The sequence below is a fragment of the Bradyrhizobium sp. S3.2.6 genome (assembly GCF_040546885.1).
GTDB lineage: Bacteria > Pseudomonadota > Alphaproteobacteria > Rhizobiales > Xanthobacteraceae > Bradyrhizobium > Bradyrhizobium cytisi.
Map to the genome: position 1 here is coordinate 126,411 of NZ_JBEPOS010000016.1, position 25,339 is coordinate 151,749.

The 25,339-nt window shown below is 63.5% G+C and carries 20 protein-coding genes and 1 pseudogene; 9 read left to right on the top strand and 12 right to left on the bottom strand.

Features of this window, described 5'->3' with window-relative positions; genetic code table 11:
* Positions 1 to 48 precede the first annotated feature (48 nt).
* The 4 genes from ABID58_RS25345 to ABID58_RS25360 form a co-directional block, all read right to left on the bottom strand.
* Positions 49 to 1,125 (bottom strand): BMP family ABC transporter substrate-binding protein, encoded by a 1,077-nt coding sequence (locus ABID58_RS25345; RefSeq protein WP_354035448.1) that lies wholly within the window; start codon positions 1,123 to 1,125, stop codon positions 49 to 51.
* Between the two features lie 79 nt (positions 1,126 to 1,204).
* A complete protein-coding gene (locus ABID58_RS25350; protein WP_354035449.1) occupies positions 1,205 to 2,122 on the bottom strand; it encodes an ABC transporter permease in 918 nt (305 codons plus the stop codon).
* Positions 2,109 to 3,200 (bottom strand): ABC transporter permease, encoded by a 1,092-nt coding sequence (locus ABID58_RS25355; protein WP_148753467.1) that lies wholly within the window; start codon positions 3,198 to 3,200, stop codon positions 2,109 to 2,111. The genes ABID58_RS25350 and ABID58_RS25355 overlap by 14 nt, the downstream gene beginning before the upstream one ends.
* Positions 3,184 to 4,755: an ABC transporter ATP-binding protein gene (locus tag ABID58_RS25360; protein WP_354035450.1), complete on the bottom strand. Its 1,572-nt coding sequence runs from the start codon at positions 4,753 to 4,755 to the stop codon at positions 3,184 to 3,186. The genes ABID58_RS25355 and ABID58_RS25360 overlap by 17 nt, the downstream gene beginning before the upstream one ends.
* A 575-nt stretch (positions 4,756 to 5,330) precedes the next feature.
* On the opposite strand from ABID58_RS25360, the gene ABID58_RS25365 reads away from it, so the two are divergent.
* Entirely contained in the window at positions 5,331 to 6,437 is a 1,107-nt protein-coding gene (locus ABID58_RS25365; protein WP_354035451.1) for a hypothetical protein, read from the top strand.
* Between the two features lie 230 nt (positions 6,438 to 6,667).
* Here the strand turns inward: ABID58_RS25365 and ABID58_RS25370 are convergent, their stop codons facing one another.
* The 6 genes from ABID58_RS25370 to ABID58_RS25395 all read right to left on the bottom strand — a co-directional run bounded on the left by ABID58_RS25370 (position 6,668) and on the right by ABID58_RS25395 (position 12,597).
* Positions 6,668 to 7,153 (bottom strand): nucleoside deaminase, encoded by a 486-nt coding sequence (locus tag ABID58_RS25370; protein WP_354035453.1) that lies wholly within the window; start codon positions 7,151 to 7,153, stop codon positions 6,668 to 6,670.
* A gap of 70 nt (positions 7,154 to 7,223) precedes the next feature.
* Positions 7,224 to 8,756 (bottom strand): ABC transporter ATP-binding protein, encoded by a 1,533-nt coding sequence (locus tag ABID58_RS25375; protein ID WP_354035454.1) that lies wholly within the window; start codon positions 8,754 to 8,756, stop codon positions 7,224 to 7,226.
* Positions 8,753 to 9,436: a biuret amidohydrolase gene (biuH, locus tag ABID58_RS25380; protein WP_354035456.1), complete on the bottom strand. Its 684-nt coding sequence runs from the start codon at positions 9,434 to 9,436 to the stop codon at positions 8,753 to 8,755. The genes ABID58_RS25375 and biuH overlap by 4 nt, the downstream gene beginning before the upstream one ends.
* 11 nt (positions 9,437 to 9,447) lie before the next feature.
* Positions 9,448 to 10,374, bottom strand: a complete 927-nt coding sequence (locus ABID58_RS25385) for an ABC transporter permease (protein WP_188096507.1) — start codon at positions 10,372 to 10,374, stop codon at positions 9,448 to 9,450.
* Between the two features lies 1 nt (position 10,375).
* Positions 10,376 to 11,488 carry an ABC transporter permease gene (locus ABID58_RS25390; RefSeq protein WP_148753460.1) on the bottom strand — a complete coding sequence of 371 codons (1,113 nt, stop codon included), beginning with the start codon at positions 11,486 to 11,488 and terminating at the stop codon, positions 10,376 to 10,378.
* Positions 11,485 to 12,597 (bottom strand): BMP family ABC transporter substrate-binding protein, encoded by a 1,113-nt coding sequence (locus tag ABID58_RS25395; RefSeq protein ID WP_354035458.1) that lies wholly within the window; start codon positions 12,595 to 12,597, stop codon positions 11,485 to 11,487. Before ABID58_RS25395 ends, ABID58_RS25390 begins: the two co-directional genes overlap by 4 nt.
* Before the next feature lie 404 nt (positions 12,598 to 13,001).
* Between ABID58_RS25395 and ABID58_RS25400 the strand changes: the two genes are divergently transcribed.
* From ABID58_RS25400 to ABID58_RS25425, 6 genes and pseudogenes are all read left to right on the top strand, one after another.
* The gene (locus tag ABID58_RS25400) at positions 13,002 to 14,261 is read left to right on the top strand and encodes an allantoate amidohydrolase (RefSeq protein WP_354035460.1); all 1,260 of its coding nucleotides are present in this window, start codon (positions 13,002 to 13,004) and stop codon (positions 14,259 to 14,261) included.
* A gap of 97 nt (positions 14,262 to 14,358) precedes the next feature.
* Positions 14,359 to 15,732, top strand: coding sequence for a hypothetical protein (locus ABID58_RS25405; protein WP_354035461.1), 1,374 nt, complete (start codon positions 14,359 to 14,361; stop codon positions 15,730 to 15,732).
* A 266-nt stretch (positions 15,733 to 15,998) separates the two neighbouring features.
* Positions 15,999 to 18,056: an alkaline phosphatase family protein gene (locus ABID58_RS25410; protein WP_354035463.1), complete on the top strand. Its 2,058-nt coding sequence runs from the start codon at positions 15,999 to 16,001 to the stop codon at positions 18,054 to 18,056.
* 91 nt (positions 18,057 to 18,147) lie between these two features.
* Positions 18,148 to 18,363 (top strand): annotated as a pseudogene (locus ABID58_RS25415) (hypothetical protein); the annotation flags it as partial.
* A gap of 138 nt (positions 18,364 to 18,501) precedes the next feature.
* Complete coding sequence (locus ABID58_RS25420; protein WP_354035498.1) at positions 18,502 to 19,707, top strand: sulfotransferase family protein; 1,206 nt, start codon at positions 18,502 to 18,504, stop codon at positions 19,705 to 19,707.
* Positions 19,704 to 20,135 carry a hypothetical protein gene (locus ABID58_RS25425; protein WP_354035464.1) on the top strand — a complete coding sequence of 144 codons (432 nt, stop codon included), beginning with the start codon at positions 19,704 to 19,706 and terminating at the stop codon, positions 20,133 to 20,135. Before ABID58_RS25420 ends, ABID58_RS25425 begins: the two co-directional genes overlap by 4 nt.
* A 10-nt stretch (positions 20,136 to 20,145) precedes the next feature.
* On the opposite strand, the gene ABID58_RS25430 is transcribed toward ABID58_RS25425, so the two are convergent.
* The gene (locus ABID58_RS25430) at positions 20,146 to 21,465 is read right to left on the bottom strand and encodes a dicarboxylate/amino acid:cation symporter (RefSeq protein WP_148753453.1); all 1,320 of its coding nucleotides are present in this window, start codon (positions 21,463 to 21,465) and stop codon (positions 20,146 to 20,148) included.
* Positions 21,466 to 21,550: 85 nt separating this feature from the next.
* Positions 21,551 to 22,564, bottom strand: a complete 1,014-nt coding sequence (locus tag ABID58_RS25435; protein ID WP_354035466.1) for a formamidase — start codon at positions 22,562 to 22,564, stop codon at positions 21,551 to 21,553.
* A gap of 232 nt (positions 22,565 to 22,796) precedes the next feature.
* On the opposite strand from ABID58_RS25435, the gene ABID58_RS25440 reads away from it, so the two are divergent.
* A complete protein-coding gene (locus ABID58_RS25440) occupies positions 22,797 to 23,465 on the top strand; it encodes a TetR/AcrR family transcriptional regulator (RefSeq protein ID WP_354035468.1) in 669 nt (222 codons plus the stop codon).
* Between the two features lie 8 nt (positions 23,466 to 23,473).
* Entirely contained in the window at positions 23,474 to 25,339 is a 1,866-nt protein-coding gene (locus tag ABID58_RS25445; protein WP_354035469.1) for an adenine deaminase, read from the top strand.

A 25,339-nucleotide genomic window follows, 5' to 3' on the forward strand; every position in this document is an offset into this window, starting at 1 on the left:
GAACCTCCTCCGGGAGGAGCAGGTGATTTAGTCAATGCAAGAAGCGTGCTACTTGCCCGGCAGCTTGTCGTCGATACCCTTGACGTAGAAATTCATGCCGAGGATCTGGCCGTCGGCGAGATTGGCGCCGCCCTTGCACTCGATCTCCTTGCCGTCCTGCCCAATCACCGGGCATTTGAACGGATGCAGCTTGCCCGCGGTGATTGCCGCCTGGGCATCCTCGGCGATCTTCTTCACGTCGTCAGGCATGTTGGTATACGGCGCCATCGCGAACATGTGGCTATCGAGACCGCCCCAGCTGTCCTCGGATTTCCAGGTGCCGTCGAGCTCGGCCTTGACGCGTTCGATGTAGTAGGAGCCCCAGGTGTCGAGGATCGAGGTCAGCTGGGTCTTGGGCCCGAACTTGATCATCTCGGAATCCTGGCCGAAAGCGAGCTTGCCGCGTTCGCTGGCGATCTGCATCGCGGCGGGCGAATCCGTGTGCTGCATGATGATATCGGCACCCTGGTCGATCAGTGCCTTGGCGGCGTCGGCCTCCTTGCCTGGATCGAACCAGGTGTTGGCCCAGATGATCTTGACCTTGATGTTCGGGTTGATGGTCTGCGCCGCGAGGATCGTCGCGTTGATGCCGGAGACGACCTCGGGAATCGGGAATGAGCCGATATAGCCGAGCACGCCGGACTTCGACATCTTGGCCGCGATCAGGCCTTGAATGTAGCGGCCCTGATACCATTTGGCCGAATAGGTCGACATGTTCTTGTCGCGCTTGTAGCCGGTGGCGTGCTCAAAATGCACGTTCGGATATTTTTTGGCGACCTTCAGCGTCGGGTCCATGTAGCCGAACGAGGTGGTGAAGATCAGCTTGTTGCCGGCGCGGACCAGTTGCTCGATCGCGCGTTCGGCATCGGGTCCTTCCGGCACGTTTTCGAGATAGGTGGTCTCGATCTTGTCGCCGAGCTCCTTTACCAGAGCCTGCCGGGCGAGCTCATGCTGATAGGTCCAGCCGAGATCGCCGATCGGGCCGAGGTAGATGAAGCCGACTTTCAGCTTGTCGGCGGCGGAGGCTGCACCGATGCTCCCGGCAATCAGAAGGCCGGCAGCCAGCGCAAGAAGTGATTTCCTCATTATCAATCTCCAAACATCAGGGGAAAGCCACGATCCGCAACGTGCGCGCCCCATCGCGCACGTTGCGAAAATGAAAACGCTAGCGGTCAGGCACGAACACGGTGCCGAGCGCGGCCGGTGCGGTCGAGCCGCCGGTGCGCGCACGGGAGAGCAGGACCAGCACGATGACGGTCGCGAGATAAGGCAGTGCCGACATGAATTGCGAGGGAATGCCGACGCCCCAGCCTTGCGCATGCAGTTGCAGGATCGTCACAGCTCCGAACAGATAAGCGCCGACCACCAGCCGGCCCGGGCGCCAGGATGCGAACACGACCAGGGCCAACGCAATCCAGCCGCGGCCCGCGGTCATGCCAGGAATGAAGAAGGGCGTGTAGGCGAGCGGCAGATAGGCCCCGGCCAGCCCGGCGCAGGCGCCACCGAACATCACGGCGAGGGTGCGAATGTGCAGCACGCGATAGCCGAGCGCGTGCGCGGAGATGTGGTTGTCGCCGCAGGCACGCAGGATCAATCCTGCGCGCGTGCGGTACAGGAACCACCAGACGCCGATGATGAGTGCAATGGAGAAATAGATGAAGGCGTCTTCGCCGAACAGCACGCGACCTACCAGCGGAATGTCGGTGAGGCCGGGAATGTTGAGATGAGCTGCCGGCGTGATGCGTTCGCCGACGAAGCCGGCACCGATCAAGCCGGAGAGACCGACGCCGAGAATGGTCAGCGCCAGCCCCGTCGCAACCTGGTTGACGGCGAGCCCGAGCGCCATCAGCGCGAACATCAGCGACATCAGCGTGCCCGCGACGATGCCGAACAGCGCGCCGACGAAGATCGAGCCCGTCAGCCACGCGCCGCCAAAGCCGCAGGCCGCGCCGACGATCATCATGCCCTCGACGCCGAGATTGAGCACGCCGGAGCGCTCGGTCACGAGCTCGCCGGTTGCCGCGATCAGGAGCGGCGTCGACGCCGCGAGCACCGACAGGATGATGGCTTCAACCAGCTCCACGGGCCACCTGTCGGCTCGGGAAGACCAGCTTGAAGCGGTAGAGGATGAGGGAATCGCAGGCGAGCACGTAGAACAGCAAGATGCCCTGGAAGACCTTGGTGACGTCCAACGGGATCTTCATTGCGATCTGCGCCTGCTCGCCACCGATAAAGGTTAGTGCGAGAAAAAGGCCTGCAATTAATATTCCAATCGGGTTCAACCGGCCGAGGAACGCGACGATGATCGCCGTGAAACCATAGCCGGGCGAGATGCCGGGCTGGAGATGTCCGACGGGACCGGCGACCTCGATGATGCCTGCAAGGCCAGCCAGCGCGCCCGACACCGCGAAGGTCAGGATGATCAGCTGGTTGGCGTTGAAGCCGCCGAACCGTGCCGCGCGCGGCGCGGCACCGACGACGCGAATTTCGAACCCCTTGATGGTGCGCCCGAGCAGGATCGCAGCCGCCGCAACCACCAGCAGCGCGATGATCGAGCCGAGATGCAGCCGGCCGCCTTCGATCAGCAGGGGCACCGTCGCAACCGGATCGAACTCGGCCGTCGTCGGGAAATTGAAGCCGTTCGGATCGCGCCAGGGACCGCGCACGAGATAGTCCAGCAGGAGGTCGGCGACATAGACCAGCATCAGGCTGGTCAGGATTTCACTTGCGCCGAACTTCACCTTGCAGATCGCCGGGATCAGCGCATAGAGCGCGCCTGCGGCGGCCGCGAGCACCAACATCGCCGGCAGCACCCAAGGGCCGGCGTCGGTGCCTTGCGTCTTCACCGCGATCCAGCTTCCGGCGACGGCGCCGATCAAGAATTGCCCTTCTGCGCCGATGTTCCAGGCGTTAGCGAGATAGCAAAGCGACAGCCCGATCGCGATCATCACCAGCGGTGTCGCCTTGACCGCAATCTCCTGGAGCGAATAGCTGTCGATCAAAGGCGCGACGAAATAGGCTTGCAGCGCGAGAAACGGATTCTTGCCGAGGATCGCGAACAGGATGGTCATGGTCACGATCGTCAAGCCGATCGCGATCAGCGGCGAGACCAGCGCGATCGTGTTGGAGCGCTCGGCGCGCTTCTCAAGCACCAACTGCATGCGCGGCCTCCTTCGGCTCCAGGCTGCTGCCGCCCATGAGAAGGCCGAGCTTTTCGCGTGTTGCGTCGCGTGTGGCGAGCGGCTCCGAGAGCCGGCCGTGGAACATCACGGCGATGCGGTCGGCGATTTCGGCGAGCTCATCGAGATCCTGGCTGGTCACCAGCACCGCGGCGCCTGCGGTGGCGAGATCCAGCAACGCCTGGCGAATGACGGCGGCGGCACCGGCATCGACGCCCCAGGTCGGCTGGCTCACCACCAGCACTGCAGGGTTGCGCAGGATTTCGCGGCCGACGATGAATTTTTGCAAGTTCCCGCCGGAGAGGGATGCTGCTTCCGGATCGCGCTTGGCCTTGCGCACGTCGAAAGTTTCGGTCGCCTTGTCCACGGTCTTCAGCGTTGCCGCGGTGTCGATGAAGCCGTGATGGACCATGCCGCTGGCGGCGTGTCCGGTAAGCAGCGCATTCTCCGACAGCTTCATGCGCGGTGCGGTGCCATGGCCGAGCCGCTCTTCGGGCACGAAGGCGGCGCCGAGCTTGCGCCGCTTGGTGATCGAGAGGTGGCCGGCGGCGATGCCTTCGATCACCACCGTACCGGGATCCTTCGACAGCCGTTCGCCGGACAGTGCTGCGAACAACTCGTCCTGGCCGTTGCCGGCAACGCCGGCGATGCCGAGGATTTCGCCGCCCTTCAGCTCGAAGGAGATGTGCTCGAGCCGCACACCATGCGCCTCGTCGGGCGCGAGCGAGAGATCGTTGACGACCAGCCGCGGTATCGTGGTCTGCCGGCCGGCGGCTGCCTTCACCTCCTTGATCTCGCCGCCGACCATCATGCGCGCGAGCGAGGCGGCGGTCTCGAGCCGGGGATTGCAGGTCTGGATTTTCTTGCCGCCGCGCAGGATCGTGGCGGTATCGCAGAGCCGCTTCACCTCCTCGAGCTTGTGGCTGATGTAGAGGATGGCGCGGCCTTCGGCCTTGAGCCGCTCCAGCACGATGAAGAGCTGGTCGGCCTCCTGCGGCGTCAGCACCGCGGTCGGCTCGTCCAGGATCAGGAATTTCGGGTCCTGCATCAGCGCGCGGACGATCTCGATGCGCTGGCGTTCGCCGACGGACAGCTGCCAGACCTCGCGCCTGGGATCGAGCGGCAGGCCATAGGTCTTCGACACCTGCTCCAGCCGCGCCGACATGTCCTTGAAGGATTCCGTGCCGTCGAGCCCAAGCGCGACGTTCTCGGCGACGGTGAGATTGTCGAACAGCGAAAAGTGCTGGAACACCATGCCGATGCCGCGGCGGCGCGCTTCCGACGGGCCGGACAGCACGATTCGATCGCCGTGCCAGCGGATCTCGCCGGCAGAGGGCTGGATCAGCCCATAGATCGCCTTCACCAGTGTCGACTTGCCGGCGCCGTTCTCGCCGAGCAGCGCGTGGATTTCGTTCGGCCAGATCTCGATGTCGATGGAATCGTTGGCAAGGAAATCCCCATAGCGTTTGGTGAGTCCCACTGTCCTGAGTAACGGGGACTCGCCGGAATGCAGGCCGTTGGATGTCGGATCTAACATTCGCTGATGCGCTTGCATGGGATGAAGTGCCTTAATACTGGGCTAGTTTGAACCGCTGCGTAAGGTGTGAAAAAGCGTCATCCCTTGCTTAACGCTTCGGCAGAAGGCCGGTCGCGCGAGTCGCGGCTGTTTCGGGGACGCCAGGCGTCCGCAATGGCCCCTTGCACGGCTCTTGCGGTTGCGCGCTGCACGCGGCGGCTGTTGCAAATTTGTGACGGTTCTAGCCAAATCGGAACCCGCTAGGCAGGCCTGACCTGAAGCTGAGCAAAGTCGCGCCACCCGCCTGTATGCATTTCTCCGTGACCACGACGGCCGCCTTCGACAGTCGCGCTTGGGTTATCGCGCCGATGCAAAAGCTAAACAGAATCAAACGGGAATGTTCGGCAAGACGTTGTCCACGGCCGTTGACGATGTCGCATCGGATACCCTCAAAATTCCGCAGTGAAATGCGATACGCTGCCGAAACAAGCGCCATGCCTTGAAAGAAGTTGAGGCTTCTCACTTCGGGACTTCGGCGCAAGTGTCGCTCTCAAGGGACATTAATTTTTGCGTGTCCAAGCTTGGGGGTATTCAGAATGTCGTTTCGTTTCAGGGCAATTGCAGCTGCAGTGCTGTCACTTGCTTCGCTCGCCACCGGTGGTCTGGCGCAGGCTGCGGATCTGCCGGTCAAGGCCGCCAAGAAGGCTCCTGATCTCCCGTTCTTCCTGGTGATCGACGACCGCGTGTCGTTCTCCTGGATGCCCAAGGGCACCGACCCCGGCATGTGGAGCACCCGCCCGGACGGCAGCATCAACGGCACCACCGCCAAGCAGGTCTATTCGTTCACGCACTTCGACCTCTGGGCCTACGGCACCAACTTCTTCACGATCTCGATGTTCAAGTCGGGTCATAACGACCCCGCCTCGCCCTGCGTCGCGCCGGGCGTGACCATCACCGGCGGTGTCGGCAACTGCGCGGGCGCAACCGAGATCTATGGCCTGTTCCGCTCGACCTTCGGCTGGAACGAGCTGTTCAACACCAAGACCTTCACGATGGGGCCGCTGCACAACATCTCGTTTGAAGTCGGTATGGACGCCAATACCGAGAACAACTTCCTTGCGCCTGCCAAGCGTGACGTGGTCGCTGGTCTCCAGTTCGCCTTCGACCTTCCCTACAAGGGCTATATCAACGTCGCTCCGTTGATGTATTGGGAGTTCCTGAACCACAACGCCTTCACCCAGTGCGGCCTGTTCGGTGCCGGCGTCGCGGGCGTGACCTGTAATTCCGACGGCAATGTCAGCTACAACCCGACTTGGGCCGTCGAAGTCAACTACTACATGGACCTCGGCTTCCTGCCGCCGAACATGCAGTTCTGGTCGATCAGCGGCCGCGCCGGCTGGTACGGACCGAAGGGCGACTCGAACGGCCTTCCTGCGCTTTCGGGCACCGGCATTTTCAGCACCAAGTCCAAGACCGAGTTGAACAGCGAACCGATCCGCCTGACCTTCGATGCGTCGAAGGCGGCTTTGGGTGACAAGTACTCGCACTTCGTCGACCTCTGGGTCGCCTACCGCTACTGGCAGAACAAGTTCGGCCTCGACCACAATGCCATGGCTGGCGTCTGCACGGTCGCCGCGACCGGCCAGAGCACCAAGAGCTGCACCGAGTCCACGGTCTACGGTGGTATCACTGTGAAGTTCTGATCGGCTGAAGGTTTCCGAGCTACAACGATGGCGCCGCGCAGCAACGCGGCGTCATCTTGTTTTCTTCACCTCGCCCCGCCTGCGGGGAGGTCGGATTGCATCGTCAGATGCGATCCGGGTGAGGGGGATTCTCCGCGAATCCAACTCTTACGATATTTGCGGAAGCAGCCCCTCACCCCAACCCTCTCCCCGCAAGAGCGGGACGAGGGAGCGCATCGACCCCGCGGCGCCTACTTCGTCCACACGCCGTCGTGCAGCGCTTCGGCCTCGTCTTCGAGCAGCGGTCCGACCACCGTCGTCGGCCGCTGGCCGCTGGCAAAGACCTCACGGCAGGGCAGGTCGAGCGTCGGGTTCTCCGGGTGATTGCCGGTGACGCCGCGCAGGCGGTGCTCGCTGAGGCCATAGACCACGCGGCCGATGCCGGCCCAGTAGATCGCGCCGGCGCACATCGCGCAGGGTTCGGCGGAGGAATAGAGCGTCGCCGTCGCCAGCACCCCGCGGCTCAGCGTGCGGCAGGCCTGAGTGGCCGCAAGGCGCTCGGCATGTGCGGTGCCGTCGTGGTCCGGCATGTAGCCGTTCTCGGCCTCGATCAGCACCTTGCCATCGGCGTCGACGACGATGCAGCCGAACGGATGGTTGCCATGGGCAAGGGAACGGCGGGCGACCGCGAAGGACAGACGCAGGAAATACTCGTCGCGTTCGCTTGCGCCGTCCATCGATGCTCCCACAGCATGATCCGGAAAAGTGTGCAGCGGTTTTCCGAAAAAATCATGCTCAAACGATTAGTCAGTGCCCCGCCATGTGCCGGCCGACCTCGGTAAGATCGGCTTCGCTGGTCCGTGCTTCATACACGAATTCGCCGTGGAACATCACCACCAGCCTGTCGGAAAGTTCTAGCAATTCGTCGAGATCCTCGCTGACCAGCAGCACTGCGGCGCCGCGGTTGCGCGCCGCCATGATCTCGGCGTGGATTTGCGCCACGGCAGCGAAATCGAGGCCGAAGCAGGGATTGGCCGCGATCAGCACCTCGACATCGCCCGCAAGTTCGCGGGCGAGCACGGCACGCTGGACATTGCCGCCCGACAGCGCCGAGATCGGCGTATCCGGGGTGCGGGTCTTGATCTTGTACTGCCCAATCTTCTTCTTCGCGTCGTCGCGGAAGGCGCCGCGGTTGAGCCACCAGCCGCCGCTGGCGAAGGGTGCGCGGTCGAACTCGCGGAAGGCGATGTTGTCCGCAACGCTCATGCCGCCGACGCACGCGTTCTTCAGCGGCTCTTCGGGCAGAAGCGACATCCTGTGGCGCCGCATCTCTTCGCGGCTGGCGTGATAGGGATCGCCTGCGACGCGGATTTCACCGCCCTCCGCTTCGCGCTGGCCGGCCAGGACTTCGACCAGCTGGCGCTGGCCGTTGCCGGAGACGCCGGCGATGCCGACGATCTCGCCGGCACGCACGGTGAGGGAAACGTCATGCACGGCGATGGCGCCGGCATCGTCGAGCGCGCGGACTTTTGCCAGCTCCAACCGCGCCTGTCCGGCTTCGCCGGTCCGCGGCGGCTGCACGGTCAACTCCTCTGCGCCGATCATGGTGCGCGCCATCGCGTCCGGCGTCAGCTCGGCGACCTTGCCGGCACCGGCGAGCTTGCCGCGGCGCAGGATTGTGACCTCATCGGCGAAGGCCATGACCTCGCGGAACTTGTGTGTGATCATCAGGATGGTGAGCTCGCCCTTGACGACCATGTCGCGGAGCATGCCGAGCACCTCGTCGGCTTCGGCCGGCGTCAGCACCGAGGTCGGCTCATCCAGGATCAGGAAGCGGCGCTTTAGGTAAAGCTGCTTCAGGATCTCGCATTTCTGCCGCTCGCCGGCCGAGATATCGGAAACTTTTGCCGAGAGCGGCACCTTGAAGGGCATCCGCGCCAGGAACGCCTCGAGCTCCTTCATCTCCTTCGACCAATCGACCACGGCCGGCACATTGTCGCGCGCCAGCACGAGGTTTTCGGCAACCGTCATGGCCGGCACCAGTGTAAAATGCTGGTAGACCATGCCGAGGCCGAGCGCATGCGCGTCCTTCGGATTGGCGATCGCCTGCTCGCGGCCGCCGACGAGGATGTCGCCTTCGGTCGCGTGGTAATAGCCCATGATGCATTTGACGAGGGTCGACTTGCCGGCGCCGTTCTCGCCGAGCAACGCATGGAACGAGCCGGGCCGCACCTTCAGCTCGACATTGTCCAGCGCAACGAAATCGCCAAAGCGCATGGTCATGGCGATGGCGTCGACGCCGAAGGCGCCGGAGGGCGGAGGCGGTTCGCCGATGATCACGAAATCGCTCCGATGAAAGCATCCGATGTTGAGACGGCGCCGAACACGCCGCCCTGCATCTTGATCATCTTCAGCGCATGGTCGTGGTTGCTCTTGTCGGTCGCGCCGCAGCAATCATGCAGCAGCACGCATTCGAAGCCGCGGTCGTTGGCCTCGCGCATGGTGGTGTGGACGCAGACATCGGTGGTGATGCCTGTGAGGACGATGTTCTCGATGCCGCGCACGCGCAGGATCAGCTCCAGGTCGGTGGCGCAGAACGAGCCCTTGCCGGGCTTGTCGATGATCGGCTCGCCCGGCAACGGCGCGAGCTCTTCGATGATGTCCCAGCCGGGCTCACCGCGCACCAGGATGCGACCGCAGGGGCCGGGATCACCGATGCCGGCGCCGATCTGGCGCGAGCGCCAGCGCTTGTTGGCGGGAAGATCGGAGAGATCTGGGCGATGGCCTTCGCGGGTATGGATGATGTGAAAGCCTTGGCTCCGCATGGCGGCGAGCAGCTTCTTTATCGGCTCGATCGGCGCTCGCGTCAGCGACAGATCATAGCCCATTTTGTCGACATAGCCGCCGATGCCACAGAAATCGGTCTGCATGTCGATGATAATGAGCGCCGTGTTCTCGGGACGGAGATCACCATTGTAAGGCCAGGCGTAGGGCTCCGACTTAATATAACGCTCGGGCATGGTTTTGCTCTCTAGCGGGTGATCGACAATTCGGCCGGGGCTCCGGTCAGCGTGCGTTTCGGCGAGCAGGTGATGATCATGATCGCCAGCGTCAGGATGTAGGGCGCGGCGTTGAAGAGGTGATAGCCGGAGGTAACGCCGACCGATTGCAGTGCCGGTCCGAGCGCCGCGGCGCCGCCGAAGGCGAGCGAGGCCCACAGGCAGAGCAGAGGATCCCAGCGCGCGAAGATCACGAGCGCCACCGCGGTGATGCCTTGGCCCGAGGAGAGGCCCTCGTTCCAGCTCCCGGGATAGAACAGCGATAGGAAGGAGCCGCCGATGCCGGCGAGGAAGCCGCCGACCATGGTCGCGCGCAGGCGGATCAGCAGCACGGAGTGGCCCATTGCACGCGCGGCGTCTGAGCTCTCGCCCGCGGTGCGGATGAGCAAGCCCCAGCGCGTGGTGCGGAAGGCCCAATAGAGGATCGGTGCCAGCGCGACGCCGATCAGGAACAGGACATTGACGCGCAGCGCGGCGCGGAGCTGCGGGATGTCGCTCCACCAGCCGAAATCGATTGCGGGTAGCCGCGGCGCGGTCGGCTCGATCAGCGGCTTGCCGAGATAGAAAGCGAGCCCGGTGCCGAACAGCATTAGCGCGATGCCGACGGCGACGTCATTGACGCGCGGCAGTGAGCAGATGCCGGCATGCAGCGCGCCAAGAAGCGCGCCGGTGATGCCGGCGGCGAGTACGCCCAACCAGGGCGAGCCGGTGAGGTAGGAAATGCCATAGGCGCTCATTGCGCCCATCACCAGCGTGCCTTCAAGGCCGAGATTGATGCGCCCCGAACGCTCGGTGATGCATTCGCCCAGGCTCACGAACAGGAAGGGCGTGGAGACGCGGATGGCGCCGCCGAGCACGGCGAGCGGGACGGTCCAGAGTCCGATCGATCCATCTGCCATCTCAGGATTTTCCCTTCAGGAAACCGATGCGGCCGTACAGGGCATCGCTGGCGAGAACGAAGACGAAGATGATGCCCTGGAGTACCTGGACGGACGCGTCGGGCAGTCCGAGGCGGCGCTGCAACAGGCCGCCGCTGGCGCTGATGCCGCCGAGCAGGATCGCGACGGGAATAATTGCGAGGGGATTTTGCCGCGCCAGGAAGGCGACAAGAATCCCGGTGAAGCCATAGCCGGCCGCGAGATTGGCGTTAGTGCGGCCCTGCACGGCCGCAACCTCGACCATGCCGGCAAGTCCAGCGGCACCGCCGGCGAGGAAGCAGATGGTCAGGATGAGCTTGCTGACGCCGAGGCCGACGATCTTGGCGGCGCGGATATTGCCGCCTGCCACGCGCGCGGCGAAGCCGAACACGGTGTGATAGATCAGGATGTAAGCCGCGATCGCGGCGATCAGGCCGAAGACCAGGCCCCAATGCACGTCGGTGCCGGGGATCGAGCCGATCATGTTGGCGGCGCCGATCTCGCGGGTTGACGGCTTGTTGAGGCTCGCGGGGTCGCGCATCGCGCCTTCGACGAGATGGTTGAGGATCGCGAGCGCGATGTAGACCAGCAGCAGGCTCGAGATCGTTTCGTTGACGCCGCGATATTGGCGTAGCGCGCCCGCCAACATGATCCACAAGCCGCCGCCGATGACGCCGGCGCAGACCATGGCGATCTGGATGACGAGTGGCGGCATGCCCTGGAGTGCGAGCGCCGCGCTCGTCGCCGACAGCGCGCCGATCAGCAATGCGCCTTCGCCGCCGATGATGACCATGCCGAGTTGCGCCGGCAGCGCCGTGCAGAGCGCGGTGAGGATCAGGGGCGCAGCACGCGTCAGCGTGTTCTGCCAGGAGAACCAGGTGCCGAAGGCGCCGTAGTACATGTAGAAATAGAGGTCGAGCGGGTTCTTGCCGAACAGCATGACGAAGATGCCGAAGACCACGAGCGCGCCGGCAAGCGCCGCGCCCGGGATCAGGATATATTCGATCGTGCGGCCGTGGCGTTGGAGAAACCCCGGGTTGGCGGCCGGGGCAATTGTCCCGACCGCCTCGGCAGAATCTGCCGCTTCTGCTGTCACGAAGTCGCTCCGATCACGCCCTCGACGAGGTAGTCCATCTTCTCGAGCTCGGGATCCTTCTGGCCGCGATCGGTGCCGGCCGCGATCACCGTCTTGCCCTTGTTGTCGACCAGCCCACCCTTGAAGATGGCGTAGCCTTCGGCCGAGAGGAATTTTGCCTTGACCTCGTCGGCGTGCTTGCGCGCCTCGGCAGAGACTGCTTCGCCATAGGGCGAGGTCTTGACGATCTCCTCCTTGAGGCCGCCGCGGTAGAAGTTCGCAATGCTTTCGCCGGCGGCGATCATCTTCACAAACTTCGGATAGAGCGCTTCCCAATTCCATTCCGCGCCGGTCAGATACGCCTTCGGCGCAAGCGGCGACTGGTTGGTGTGATAGCCGCAGACGAAGGCGCCGCGGCGGGCGGCGTTCTCGACCATGGTCTTGGGGCCGTCGACGTGGCAGGTGAGAACATCGACGCCCTGGTCGATCAGGCTGTTGGTGGCCTCGGCTTCCTTGACCGGCATCGACCAGTCACCGGTGAAGATCACCTGCGTCGTGGCCTTCGGATTGGCGAGTTTTGCACCGAGAGCGAAGGCGTTGATGTTGCGCAGCACCTGCGGGATCGGTTTCGCAGCGACGAAGCCGAGCTTGCCGCTCTTGGAGGCGTAGCCGGCGACGATGCCGGAGATGTACTGGGCTTCGTCGATATAGCCGAAATAGCTGCCGGCGTTCTTCGGGTCCTTGTCGGTCCAGAGGCCGCCGCAATGCTCGAAGCGCAGCTTCGGGAACTTGTTGGCCATCTTGATCATGTGCGGATTGTAGTAACCGAACGATGTCGGGAAGAGCAGGGTGGCGCCATCGAGATTGATCATGGACTCGATCGTCTTCTCGACCGCGTCGGTCTCCGGCACCTTCTCTTCCTCGACAACCTTCAGTCCGGGAAGCTTCTTCAGCGCCGCCGCGCCCTGCGCGTGGGCCTGGTTGTAGCCGTAGTCGTCGCGCGAGCCGACATAGATGAAGCCGATGGTCGTGTCGGCCGCGAAGGCCGGGCGGGCGCCAGCCGCCGCGCCGAGGGTCAGGGCGGCACCGCCCTGCAACAAGTGACGTCGTGAAATCCTGCCAAAATCCATTGCTTGCTCCCCTTGGCGGCTGGACCGCCCTAATCTCGCGGCTGCGCCGGTCTGGCGGAGCCCGGAACTGGATGTCGCAAGCTTCGTGCCAGAGACTCTGGAGCGGGCATTTCGGTATAGGCAATTGAAAACTATAAGATATATCTGCTGCTGAAATCCTGATCAGGAAACCGGCAGATTAAATTATGAGCAGTATTGTCCGATTGTATGCAAGGTAGTTAAGCAGTCTTAACTCGCACTCGCATGTACATGAGGGCACCGGGGCGGTCGGCCGACCACCCGCATTCATGCTAACCACGCGCTGACTTGAAGCGGCGCCGGCGGCCTGAATTCGCTGGCACCGAACTTGTATCGATTGGGGTTGCGACCGCGGCGCGGTCTCCAGAATGGAAAGCTTGACCGAGATGGCTGCCGTGACTGCCGTTGAACATGCATCGCTCGGCGAGGAGATCGTGCGCCGGATCAACGAGCTTGCGGCGATCTCGGAAGAAGACGGCAAGCTCACCCGGATCTATCTCACGAAGGAACTGCGCACAGCCTCGGACCTCATCCTTGGCTGGATGCGTGAGGCCGGCATGAGCGCGCATCTCGATGCGATCGGCAATGTCTGCGGCCGCTACGAAGGCGAGCGGCCGGGGGCGCCCTGCCTGATGCTCGGCTCGCATTACGACACGGTACGTGACGCCGGCAAATGGGATGGGCCGCTGGGCGTGATCACGGCGATCGCCTGCGTCGCCGCGCTCAACCGGCGCGGCAAGCGCCTTCCGTTTGCGATCGAGGTGGTCGGCTTTGCCGACGAGGAAGGCGTGCGCTTCGCCTCGACCCTGCTCGGCAGCCGTGCGGTCGCCGGCACTTTCGACGAGAGCGTCTTGAACACGCGCGACCGCGACGGCGTGTCGATGCGCGATGCGCTTATCAAGTTCGGCCTCGACCCTGACCATATCGGCGCGGCCGCGCGCGCGCGGCGCGAGCTGCTGGCCTATCTTGAATTGCACATCGAGCAGGGGCCGGTGCTCGAAGCCCGCAATCTCCCTGTCGGCGTCGTGACCGCGATCGCGGGTGCGACGCGGCTGGCGGCCCGGCTCACCGGCATGGCTGGGCATGCCGGCACCGTGCCAATGGCGCTGCGCCGTGACGCGCTCAGTGGTGCTGCCGAATGCATTGGCGCGATCGAGCAGTTTTGCCGGACCGACGAGGGGGGCCTGGTTGGCACCGTCGGCTATATCCAGGCGAGGCCCGGCGCGACCAATGTCATTCCGGGCGAAGTATCCTTCACCATCGACATGCGCGCGCCGACCGACATGCATCGCAAGCGCGCGGTCGCCGACGTCGTCCGCCAGATCGAAGCGATCGCAAGGCGCCGGCAGCTGGCGCTTCAGCTCGACGTCACCCATGAGAACCGCACCGCACCTTGCGCGCCCTGGCTGAAGGAACAGATCGCACAGGCGATCGCCGCCGAAGGTTTTTCCGCATTCGAGCTGCCGAGTGGAGCAGGGCACGACGGCATGGCGATGATCGATATCGCTGATGTCGGCATGATCTTCGTCCGCTGCCGCGGCGGCATCAGCCATCATCCGGACGAGCATGTCGAGCTGGCGGATGCCGACGCCGGCGCACGGGTGCTGCTGCGGGTGGTCGAGAATTTCAGGCCGCGAGTGGGCTAAGCCCCCCGCAAGTCACCGGGTAGAGATACGAATCAGGCAGGGCTAGAATAGCGACTGCCCAGCTCCGGGATCACCAGACATCGGCCGACCTACACAGATGAACAGCGATATTTCCCTTTCATCCCATCGAGAGAACCGGTTTTACCAGGGCATGGCCGCGACCTTTGTCGCGAATGCGCTCCAGGCGGTCAATTTTCTCGGTGATCGCTTCCTGAGACAGTCGCATCATTCCTTGTCAGTCATCGAGGACCTTTACCGGCACTCGATGGACAGCGCCTTCTCGGTGACCGAGGCGTTCCTCGTCACGGGCGCACCGCACGCCTCAGCCTATTACCCGCGCGACTTTGCCTGGTTTTATCCCGACGTTCTCGACCCCGAGACCATCATGGATGCGCAGGACGCGGTGCGCCGGGCGCGCCTGCTCGAAAAGAGCGTGCGCCTGCTGCTGGAGGCGGTTCGCGCCGACGTCGTGACGACGACCATCGTTCCGGCGGGACGCGGCCGGTATCTCGGCGTGAACTATTTCTCGCGTCCTTCGGACACGCTGCTCGGCATTCTCGCTGGCCTCCGGCAGATGCTCTCCGCCGAGGCGCGGGCGTCGTCCTATCTGGCGATGTCGCAATGCGCGCATGCCGGCCGTCTGCTGCTGGCCGAGTACGGCGGCGATCTGAAGCGCACAATCCTGAAGCTCGCAAGCGAGCTCGAGCCGTTCGAGGCTGACGGCGCCGGATATTTGCTGTGCGATGCCAGCGGGCCTCGCTCTGCGGCAACGGACACCCGCGCCGAGCGCCGGCGTTTTGTCACCAATGCCTGCGTCTACACGACCTTCGTGTGGGGCGTGCAGCTCGGTGTGGTCGACGAGAACGAGCTGAAGCGGCTGCTTGGGCGCGACCTCGGGCAGTATAAGCGGGACCTGCTCCGGCTGTTCGGCAAGGACGGCTATATCAGGCATTCGCTGGATGGACCGGCTGGCACGCCGGTGTCCCTGGTCGCGCTGGATTTCGTCAGCGTGCATCGCGGCTTCTGGGACATGAGCGATGCCAGCGAACGCGCGTTGTTTGCGGCCACGACGGATTTGATCATTGCCGAGCCGCGTTTCCGCATCCCCAGCACGTTCCACTTCCTGGTGTCGGCGGATAATCCGCGGAACAAGATGATCCACAAGATCGCGGCGCCGGCCTATCAGGGGCGCTCGTCCTGGCCGACCTTCAACGTCGAGTTCGCGGACCGCATGCTGGACTTTGACGAGTTCGCGGGGAGCGACACCTACCGCGCCTGCGCGCAAGGGATATTGAAGGACATTCGCACTGCGACCGAAGTCCACGGCGGCTATCAGGAGCTGATCTCCGAGCAGGGCCTGAAATACCGCACCTGGGCCTATAAAGGTGCCGTGGCGCATTCCTGGTTTCCGCGTTTCCTGTCCGTCTGGAGCAGGGCGTCCGGAACGCCCTTGCTCCATTGGAATGATTGAAGGCGCCTCAACGAGTTTGCGGTTTCCCGCTCGCTCCGGGCCCTTCATGCGATCGAACCTCGGGTGAGATCGCCGGCAAGCCATTGGCAGCAATTCATAAGCGACGGCCAGTTGCGACAACGTGTCTCTGCACGTTGTCATAATCGCGTAATCCAAGTGACATCCTCGCGCAGCACTTCTGACAAGTGCGCCCCCTAGCTTGAAGTGCACTGAAACAATCTTTCAGCCTTCAGAAAAGAACAAAGGGGTGTGCAATGCTTTCGAGAATGACACGACGTCTACGCGATCGCACCGTGGTCACCGCCGCGATCCTGTCGCTGATGGGATATGACGTTTATGCGGCCGACGCCAATTCGCTCGGGGGGAGCAACAGGAACGGCGATCGGACCGAGTCGCCGATCAAGCATGTGATCGTCATCCTCGGCGAAAACCGTACCTTCGACCACGTCTTCGCGACCTATGAACCGCACCGCCCGGGCGAGCGTGTCGACAACCTCCTTTCCAAGGGCATCATCACCAAGGATGGCTTGCCCGGACCGAACTACGCCAAGTCGGCGCAATTCTCCGCCGTGGTCAACAACACCTACTCCATCAACCCCGGCCAGAAGGCCCCTTACAACAACACGACCAACAAAGTTCAGGCGCCGGGAACCTCCTACGCGCCGCAATCCTGCTACACATCCGTCGATCAGGCCGCGCTCAATGGTCCGGGATGTCTCGCTACTCTGCAAGTCGCGGCGCAGGCCGACTATGGCCTCAGTAAGCAGGACCTGCCGCTGCTGACGACTGGCGCGACCGGTCTGCCCGGCAATTCGCCGGACTCGCGCGTCCTGGATTTCGACAATCTGCCGAATGGTGCCTATCCGCTGGTGACACTGGCACAGGCCGGCGAAACTCCCACCAGCCTTTACAAGACCTACGGCGGCAGCCCGGTGCACCGGTTCTACCAGATGTGGCAAGAGCTAGACTGCGACGTCGCCAAGGCCACGCACCATAATCCGAGCGGCTGCCAGGCCGATCTCTTCACCTTTGTGGAATCGAGCGTCTCCTCGGGGAGCAACGGCAATCCGACCCCGCACGCGCTGAAGGAAGGTGCGATCGCGCTCGGCTTCTACAACGTCGCCAGGGGCGACGCGCCTTATCTGACCGAGCTTGCGCGCAAGTACACGCTCAACGACAATTTCCATCAGAGCGTAATGGGTGGCACGTTCGCCAATCACATGATGATAGGCTACGCCGATGCTCTCTATTATGCCGACGACAAGGGCGATCCCGCTAAGCCCGACCACGTCCTGGTCCCCGGTTCCAATCCGCCGCAATATGTCAACGAGGTCGAGAATCCCAACCCGGCGCCTGGCACGAACAACTGGTATCTCAACGACGGCTACGGCGGTGGCAGCTATTCGAACTGCGCCGATCCGAGCCAGCCCGGCGTTGGCGCCGTCGTCACCTACCTCAACGCCATCCATGTGTCGCCGCGTTGTGCGCCTAACGCTTATTATCTCCTGAACAACTACGTTCCGGCCTATATCGGCAGCGGTGCCACCGACCCGATCAACAACGGTCCGTTCACCTTGCCGCCTGTCATCAAGCAGCGGCATATCGGCGATGCGCTGACCCAGGCCGATGTCTCCTGGGCCTATTTCGGCGAGCGTTGGAATGACTTCAAGACCGCCCCCGGAGAAGGCACCAATTTCGGCGCGCTGGACCCGGTCGCCTATCTCTATTGCAACATCTGCAATCCGTTCCTGTTCTCCGCCTCGGTCATGACCAATGCGGCACAGCGCAATGCGCATATGAAGGACACACTCGATTTCTACGACGCCATCGCGGACGGTAATCTTCCGGCCGTGTCGTTCGTCAAGCCGAGCACTTTCAACGACGGTCATCCGTCGTCGTCGCGTGTGGATATTTTCGAGGCGTTCACCAAGAACATCGTCGACAAGGTGAAGTCCAACAAGGAACTTTGGAAGTCGACCGCCGTCGTCATCACCATGGACGAAGGCGGCGGCTACTACGATTCCGGCTATATCCAGCCGGTCGACTTCTTCGGCGACGGCACACGGATTCCGTTGCTGGTCGTGTCGAAATATTCGCGCGGCGGACACGTGTCGCATGAATATGGCGATCACGTCTCCATCACCAAGTTCGTTGAGCGCAACTGGCATCTCAAGCCGCTCGGGCCCAAGACGCGCGACACGTTGCCCAACCCTGTAGCCTCGGATGACAATCCCTACGTTCCCGTCAACCGGCCTGCGATCGGCGATCTCTTCGGCAATTTCAATTTCGCCGATCGTCGCGACGATGATCGTGACGATGAGTGATCACAACTCATAATCTTAGACTTGTCGACCCGGAGGCTGACTGGCCACCGGGTCGATTTCTCATCACTCTTCGTTGCATGGAGTGTTTCGCGTGAATGTTACTCTCGCGGGGAGCGCCGCTTCGATCGATGCGGCGCGCGATGCGTTTGCCGGAGGCAAACTGGATGTCGCCGAGCAGATCTGCGCGGGCATTCTCGGACGGAATCCTTCCGAGTGGCGTGCCTGGGCATTGCTGACAGAAACTGCGCTGCTGCGAGGCCGGCACGATGCAGCAGCCGTCAGCGCCGATCGCGCCGTCGCACTCGCGCCGACGAATCCGATTGCGCTGGTATTGCGCGCGAAATGCCTGTTCATGACCGGCGAGACACGTCAGGCCTGTGCGGCGACGGACGTCGCGGCACGGCATCTCGACGATACGCCGGATGCGCTCGATGCGGTTGGCGCGATGTTTGGTCTGCTCGGGCTACAGCAGCGGGCGAGAGAGCTCTTTCGTCGCGCCGTCCTCGGGCGGCCGGGCGTGCCGCAATATCTCTTCAACCTGGCTGCTGCCGAGCGGATGATCGGCGCACTCGGCGATGCCGAAGCGCATTGCGATGCGGCCGTTGCCTGCGACCGCCATTACGGCCTTGCGCACTATTTGCGATCGGACCTGCGTATTCAGAGCTCCAATCACAATCATATCGACGAGATGGAAGCGCTGATCGGTGAGGGAGGTTTGTCCACCTCGAGCGAAATCATGCTTCGTTTTGCGCTCGGCAAGGAATACGAGGACGTGGGACTCTGGGGGCGCGCCTTCGATCATGTCGAGGCGGGCTGCGATTTGCAGCGTCGATCGCTTCCTCGTGATCCGGCCGCCGAAATTACCGAGATCGATGCCATAATCCAGGCGCACACGCGATGCTGGATCGATGCAGCGCCGAGCGGCTATGCCGACGCTGCGCCAGTCTTCGTCACCGGCCTGCCGCGCACCGGCACGACGCTGGTGGAGCGAATCATCGCGAGCCACTCGGCGATGCATTCCGCAGGCGAGACCGGCGCGTTCGCGGCCGAGATGCGCCGCGCGATGGCGAAGGGTCCGGGCGTCCGCGACCCCGAAGGCATCGGCAGGCGCTATCTGGATTCAGCCGCGGCGCTTCGCGTGCCGGTCAATGTGCGTTTCATCGACAAAACGCTGGAGAACTACCTTTATTGTGGCCTCATTCACGCGGCGCTTCCGTCCGCGAAGATCATCCTCGTGCAACGGCATCCGATCGATTCGTGCTGGGCGATCTACAAGGCGCACTTCCGCGGGAAGTTCTCGTTCTCATATCAGCAGACCGAGCTTGCGGAGTATTATCTGGCGTACCGCCGTCTGTCGCGGCACTGGCGCGCTGTGCTGCCGCCGGATGTGCTCATGGAAATCAACTACGAGGATATTGTGCGGGATCAGACGGCGGCAAGCCAGCACATCATCCGCTTTCTCGGGCTGCCCTGGGAAGATGGGGTGATGCGCTTTCATGAAAGCCCGGCGCCATCGGCAACAGCCAGTGCCGTACAGGTGCGCCGACCGGTCTACGCCTCCTCGGTCGGCAAATGGCGTCACCATGCCGATCGGCTGAAACCGCTGCGCGAGCGCCTGGCGCGCGAGATTCCGGAGGCGGAGCTGGCATGACAACGCTGCGACCATCGCTGCTCCTTTTGACCGCGTCTGCCGTTCTCCTGGCCTTCGGTCAAGCTGCGTCGGCCGAAGTGAAGGTCGGAGGTAGGCCGGAGGCCGTGCACCTCGAAGTCCACGACGCTTCGCTCCAGGATGTGCTGGCTGCGCTGCAAGAGCACTTCAATCTGCGTTATCGCACCATCGATGCGCTCGATACGCAGACCACGGGGGTCTTCGATGGACCACTGCGGCGGGTGGTGGCTCGGCTCCTCAGCGGTCATGATTATGCGATGCAGGTTACCGCCGACGGCGTCGACGTGCTGGTGCTGGCGGCGCAGCGATCCAGCACCGCCGTGTTCGCTGCGGTAACGCCGGCGAATGCAGCCAGGCCCCCGCTAACAGCAGCGGAGCGCAGCCATTTTGAGCGTGGGCACTTGCGCTAAGCGCCGCGGCCTAGCCCTCGGTCACGTCGACGAGCTCGCCGCCCCCGAGAACCTTGGTTGCCTTGGCGCGGTCGAGGTCGCCTTCCCAGGCGGCCACGACGACCGTCGCAACGCAATTGCCGATGAGGTTGCCGACTGCGCGGGCCATGCCGATGAACCAGTCGACCGACAGCACCAGCACGAGGCCGATCGCCGGAATGCTCGGCACTGCGTTCAGCGTCGCGGCCAGGATCACGATCGCCGAGCCCGGTACGCCATGCGCGCCCTTTGACGTGATCAGGGAGACGCCCAACACCAGCAGAAGATCGCCGAACGACAGTGGCGTGTTGGTGGCCTGCGCGATGAAGACGACGGCAAGCGTCAGGTAGATCGAGAAGGCGTCGAGGTTGAAGGAATAGCCGGTCGGAATGACGAGGCCGACGACGGAATCCTTCACCCCCATCCGCTCCAGCTTCTTCATGATCTGAGGAAGCACCGCGTCGGAGGAGGCGGTCGCGAGCACGATGGTCAGCTCCTCGCGCAGGTAGGAGAGGAACTTGAGGATGTTGATGCCGGCGAGTGCCATCACGCTGCCGAGCACGCCGAGGACGAAGATGCCGACCGAGACGTAGAACAGCATCACCAGCGAGACCAGCTGCTTCAGCGAACCGACGCCATATTTGCCGACCGTGTAGGCGACCGCGCCCAGCACGCCGAGCGGGGCGACGCGGACGATCAGCCCCATGACGCGGAACAGCACGGTTGACGCCGCGTCGATAATCGACGTGACGAGCTTGCCCTTTTCTCCACCGACCAGCGCGAGGCCGACGCCAAACAGCACCGCGAAGAACAGCACCTGAAGCACGTCGTTGCGTGACAGCGCGTCGAACGAAGTGCTGGGAATCACGTTGAGCAGGAAGGAGCCGATGCCGGCGCCTTGCAGCTTGTGGGCGTTGTCGGCATAGGTGTTGAGCGCCTTGGCATCGAGCGTCGAGGGATCGATGTTCATGCCATGGCCGGGACCGAAGAGGTAGGCGAGGATGAGCCCGACAACGAGCGCCACGGTGGTCATCACCTCGAAATAGAGCAACGCCTTGACGCCGACCCGCCCGACCTTCTTGAGATCGCCGGCGCCGGCAATGCCGTGCACGACGACGCAGAACACGATCGGCGCCACGATCATCGAGATCAGCTTCAGGAAGGCGTCGCTGAGGATCTTGAGGCTGATGGCGAAGTCCGGGGCGACCACGCCGAGGATGATGCCCAGGATCAGCGCCGCCAGAACCTGGACGAACAGCGAGGCGTAAAGTGGCTTGCGCTCTGCGGCCGGGGCCGCGGCAATGGTCGACATGACAAATCCCCCGTTTCAACGACGTCTTGATCGTTAATAGGAGCAACAACCGTGCCAGAATGTCGCGTCTTTTGCAGAAAGCGGGCTATTCGGCCGCTTTCGCCGTCTTGCCGTACATCCGGCTCGGGGTCGGGAACCCGCAGGAGCTGCCGTCGGTGACCTTGACCTGATCTTCCCATGGCAGCCGGTAGGTGCCCGCGACCATGTCCTGCATGAAGGTGTAGGGGCAGTCCATCGCGCCGCCCGTCACCGCGACATAGCCGCGGTGCCAAAGCTGGTAGATGTTGTTTTCGACGCCCCAGTTGATGCGGGCCTCGCGCACGAGATCGGGTCGCACTTCTGCTGTGATGATCTCGTCGGCCCGGCCGTTGGTGCCGTGCGCCAGCACGGTGCCGTCGAAATTGACGATCATGCCTTCGCCCATGGAATCGAACGAACCGTCCGAGCCGCACATGCAGACGTTGGCCGTGACCATCAGGTTCTGGAACGAATTGGCCTGGTTGGTGAAGCGCCAGGCGTCGCGGATCGGCGCAGTGTAGCCAGCGGTCCGGATCATGATCTCAGCGCCCTTGTAGGCGCATTCGCGCGCCATCTCCGGGAACATGCCGTCATGGCAGATGATGAGCGCGATCTTCGCCCCGTTCGGGCCTTCGATCACGGGAATGCCGATATCGCCCGGCTCCCACGGCTCGACCGGAATCCAGGGATGGAGCTTTCGGTAATAGAGCTTGATCTCGCCGTGATCGTCGATGATCAGGCCCGAATTGTAGGGATTGCCGTGCGGGTTGAACTCCATGATGGAGAAGCAGCCCCAGATATTGTTGTCGATGCAGGCCTTCTTGAATGCCGCGACCTCGGGCCCGTCGAGCCGGCACATGATCTCGGGATTGGTGTCCATCGAGAGGCCGTGCAGCGAGTATTCGGGGAACACCACCAGATCCATGGTGGAGAGATTGCGGCGCGCCTTGCCGACCATCCAGACGATGCGCTCGGTCTGCTTGGCGAGATCGGCCTTGGTCACGACGACCGGCAATTGCAATTGAACCAGTCCGATGACCACGCCCTCAGGCGATTTGTTCAACCCGCCCAGCCCGTTCATGATCAGCTCCCTCCGTCGGCTTCCTTGCCATCCGCGCGACGCCGTTGCGCGCAGTTCTCGGCAGAGCAAATCCGATTTTGGCAGCGCGCAAAAGTCCATTTTTCAGGCGGCAGGCATAGCCGTGCCCGCATGGGCCGCCCGGCCCCAGAGCATGCCGACGCCCATTGTCGCGGCGGGGTGTGCCTCAAGTCTCGGCTTGACCCTCCAATCCGCCTGATGTCAGACTTATGACATGAGTACAGCAAAGCGACATGTCGCCAGCCTTCGCGACGAATATGCCGAGATGACGCGGCAGCGCATCGTCGCGGCTTTTGTCGAGACGCTGGAGGACGAGGCGGCCGACGACATTTCCATGGCCGCGGTCGCCAAGCGCGCAAAAGTGGCCGAGCGAACCATCTATCGGCACTTCAAGACCCGCGCTGAGCTGTTTGCGGCGGCCGGCGAGTGGATCGAGGACAACGTCTTCAGCTATATTCCCTTCACCTCGCCCGACGAGCTGCCGGAGATTTTCCGCAAGCTCTGCAAGCGGTTCGACCGTCATCCGAACCTGGCGCGCGCGATTGCGATGACGCGGGCCGGCCGCCGGGTGCGTGCCGGCTTCCGGCGGCACCTGATCGAGCAGCATCGCAAGGCGATGGCGCCGCTGGCGCGGCACCTCCCCGCAAAGGAGGTCCGCCAGGCGGAGGCGGTCGCGTCCTATCTCAACAACGTGCTGGCCTGGAATGCGATGCGTGAGGACTTTGGCATGTCCAGCGTCGAGATCGCCGACACGGTCGAGTGGGCGCTCACGACCCTTTTGAACGATGTCCGTCAGCGCGATGCCGCTGCGGCGCGCAACGGCAAGGCCGGCAGATCGCCGCGCAAGCGAACCACCGCGCGCGAGAGCGCCGGCGTAGAGTGAGGCAGGCCATGAATGCAATCCCCGACGACCTCCTGATCAACGCGCCCGACGAGGTTCGCATCCGCCAGGACCTGGTGCTGACGGCGCTCGGCCGGCGCCCGGCCGATCGCTCCTTGCGGGTCGGCAGATTGCTCGATGTGCACAGCCGCACCTGGAGCGAGGATCAGGAGATCGTCTTCAAGGGCCGGCGCATTGCCTGGGTCGGGCCGGCCGGCAGCTATCCCGGCGAGGTCCGCGAGCGCGTGCATCGGCCGGATCTTGCGGCCGTCCCCGGCTTCGGCGAGGTGCACAAGCACATCGAAAGCTCGCATCTGACGCCGGAATGGGAGGCGGCACTGGTGCTGCCCCATGGCAATACCTGGACTTGCGAGGCGAGCCACGAGTTCTCCAACGTCAACGGCGCGCGCAATCTCGAATTCTGGTTCGAGGCACGGCGCCGCGGCTCGCCGCTCAAGATCTTTCCGCAGCCGGGATCGGCGGTGCCGCCGACGGCCTACGAATGGGGTGGCGGCTGGTATGGCCACGATGAGCAGGCGCGTTTCATGAGCGAGAGCCTGATGGTCACCGGGCTCGACGAGGTCATGGATTGGCCGGCGGTGTGGAATCCCGACAATCCCTCCTACAAGCGGCTCTGGGGCATGATCGAGGCGACGTTCGCAGCGCGCGGCGTCGTCGAAGGCCACGCCTCCGGCCTGCGGGATCTGCCTTCCATCAACGCCTTCGCCGCGGCGGGGCTCGCCTCCGACCACGAAGTGCAGACTCCGGAAGAGACCTGGGACAAGCTCACCCGCGGCTTGTTCGTCGAGCTGCGTGTCTACGCGATGGATGAGATCGTGAAATGGCTGCTCGCGAAGGGTCTGCAGGACTGGTCGCAGATCGCGTTCACCACCGATGACCGCAGTGCCAGCCACACGCTCGAGCTCGGCGCCAGTGATCACAATGCGCGGGTTGCGATCGAAGCCGGTCTTGCGCCTGAAATCGCAATCCAGTGTCTCACCATCAACCCGGCGCGGCATATGCGCATCACGCCGTTCGTCGGCAGTCTGGCCCCGGGGCGTTTCGGCGACGTCGTGCTGCTCTCGGACGTCGCCAAGCTCGCGATCGCCGAGGTGTGGGCCGATGGCGCGCAGGTCTCCGAGGGCAAGCGCTATCTTGGTCAGGTGCCCGAAATCCAGTGGCCGGATTGGGCAACGAAGACGATCAACATCAAGCGCTCGATCAAGCCTCAGGATTTCGAACTGCCGGCCGCGCCTGGCCGTGCCACGATGAAGGCGGCGGTGATCCGTCCCTTCCATTGGCATCCCGACTTCTACACTCTCGAGCTGCCGGTCCGTGACGGTGCCGTGCAGCGAGACGAGAGCGAGGCCATCACCAAATTCGCCATCGTCGATCGCTTCTCCGGCGATGGGCGCATCGCAAAGATGTTCTGGCGCGGCTGTGGTCCGCGTACGCCGGAGACGGCGGTTGCCTGCTCGGTGGCGCACGACAAGCACAACATCTGGGTGGTGGGCTCGTCCGACGCGGCGATGGCAAAGGCGGTCAACGCGCTGATCGAGCTTCAGGGCGGCTGGGCGCTGGTGCGCGAGGGCGAGCTCGTTGCCACCGTGCGTTTCGAGGTCGGCGGGCTGATGAGCTGCCGTTCGGCGCAGGCGCTCGATGACGAGATGCAGGCGCTTTATGCGGAAGGTCGGAAGGTCGACTGGATGTACGAGCCGACGTTCCGGCCGCGCTGGTATCCGGGATTTCCGGAGAGGCTCATGTTTGCGACGCTGACCTGTGCGCCCTGGAGCTGGGTGCTGGTGGCGCCGTGCGAGCAGGCGCCGCTCGGCTTCATCAATGTGCAGACCGGCGAAGCGCACCCGGTGGTCTGGTAG

Excerpts from the sequence above, each read along its gene's own strand:
- ABID58_RS25345 (WP_354035448.1), bottom strand. The coding sequence starts at position 1,125 with ATGAGGAAATCACTTCTTGCGCTGGCTGCCGGCCTTCTGATTGCCGGG.
- ABID58_RS25355 (WP_148753467.1), bottom strand. The coding sequence starts at position 3,200 with ATGCAGTTGGTGCTTGAGAAGCGCGCCGAGCGCTCCAACACGATCGCG.
- ABID58_RS25360 (WP_354035450.1), bottom strand. The coding sequence starts at position 4,755 with ATGTTAGATCCGACATCCAACGGCCTGCATTCCGGCGAGTCCCCGTTA.
- ABID58_RS25365 (WP_354035451.1), top strand. The coding sequence starts at position 5,331 with ATGTCGTTTCGTTTCAGGGCAATTGCAGCTGCAGTGCTGTCACTTGCT.
- ABID58_RS25370 (WP_354035453.1), bottom strand. The coding sequence starts at position 7,153 with ATGGACGGCGCAAGCGAACGCGACGAGTATTTCCTGCGTCTGTCCTTC.
- biuH (WP_354035456.1), bottom strand. The coding sequence starts at position 9,436 with ATGCCCGAGCGTTATATTAAGTCGGAGCCCTACGCCTGGCCTTACAAT.
- ABID58_RS25385 (WP_188096507.1), bottom strand. The coding sequence starts at position 10,374 with ATGGCAGATGGATCGATCGGACTCTGGACCGTCCCGCTCGCCGTGCTC.
- ABID58_RS25395 (WP_354035458.1), bottom strand. The coding sequence starts at position 12,597 with ATGGATTTTGGCAGGATTTCACGACGTCACTTGTTGCAGGGCGGTGCC.
- ABID58_RS25400 (WP_354035460.1), top strand. The coding sequence starts at position 13,002 with ATGGCTGCCGTGACTGCCGTTGAACATGCATCGCTCGGCGAGGAGATC.
- ABID58_RS25405 (WP_354035461.1), top strand. The coding sequence starts at position 14,359 with ATGAACAGCGATATTTCCCTTTCATCCCATCGAGAGAACCGGTTTTAC.
- ABID58_RS25410 (WP_354035463.1), top strand. The coding sequence starts at position 15,999 with ATGACACGACGTCTACGCGATCGCACCGTGGTCACCGCCGCGATCCTG.
- ABID58_RS25420 (WP_354035498.1), top strand. The coding sequence starts at position 18,502 with ATGTTTGGTCTGCTCGGGCTACAGCAGCGGGCGAGAGAGCTCTTTCGT.
- ABID58_RS25425 (WP_354035464.1), top strand. The coding sequence starts at position 19,704 with ATGACAACGCTGCGACCATCGCTGCTCCTTTTGACCGCGTCTGCCGTT.
- ABID58_RS25430 (WP_148753453.1), bottom strand. The coding sequence starts at position 21,465 with ATGTCGACCATTGCCGCGGCCCCGGCCGCAGAGCGCAAGCCACTTTAC.
- ABID58_RS25435 (WP_354035466.1), bottom strand. The coding sequence starts at position 22,564 with ATGAACGGGCTGGGCGGGTTGAACAAATCGCCTGAGGGCGTGGTCATC.
- ABID58_RS25440 (WP_354035468.1), top strand. The coding sequence starts at position 22,797 with ATGAGTACAGCAAAGCGACATGTCGCCAGCCTTCGCGACGAATATGCC.
- ABID58_RS25445 (WP_354035469.1), top strand. The coding sequence starts at position 23,474 with ATGAATGCAATCCCCGACGACCTCCTGATCAACGCGCCCGACGAGGTT.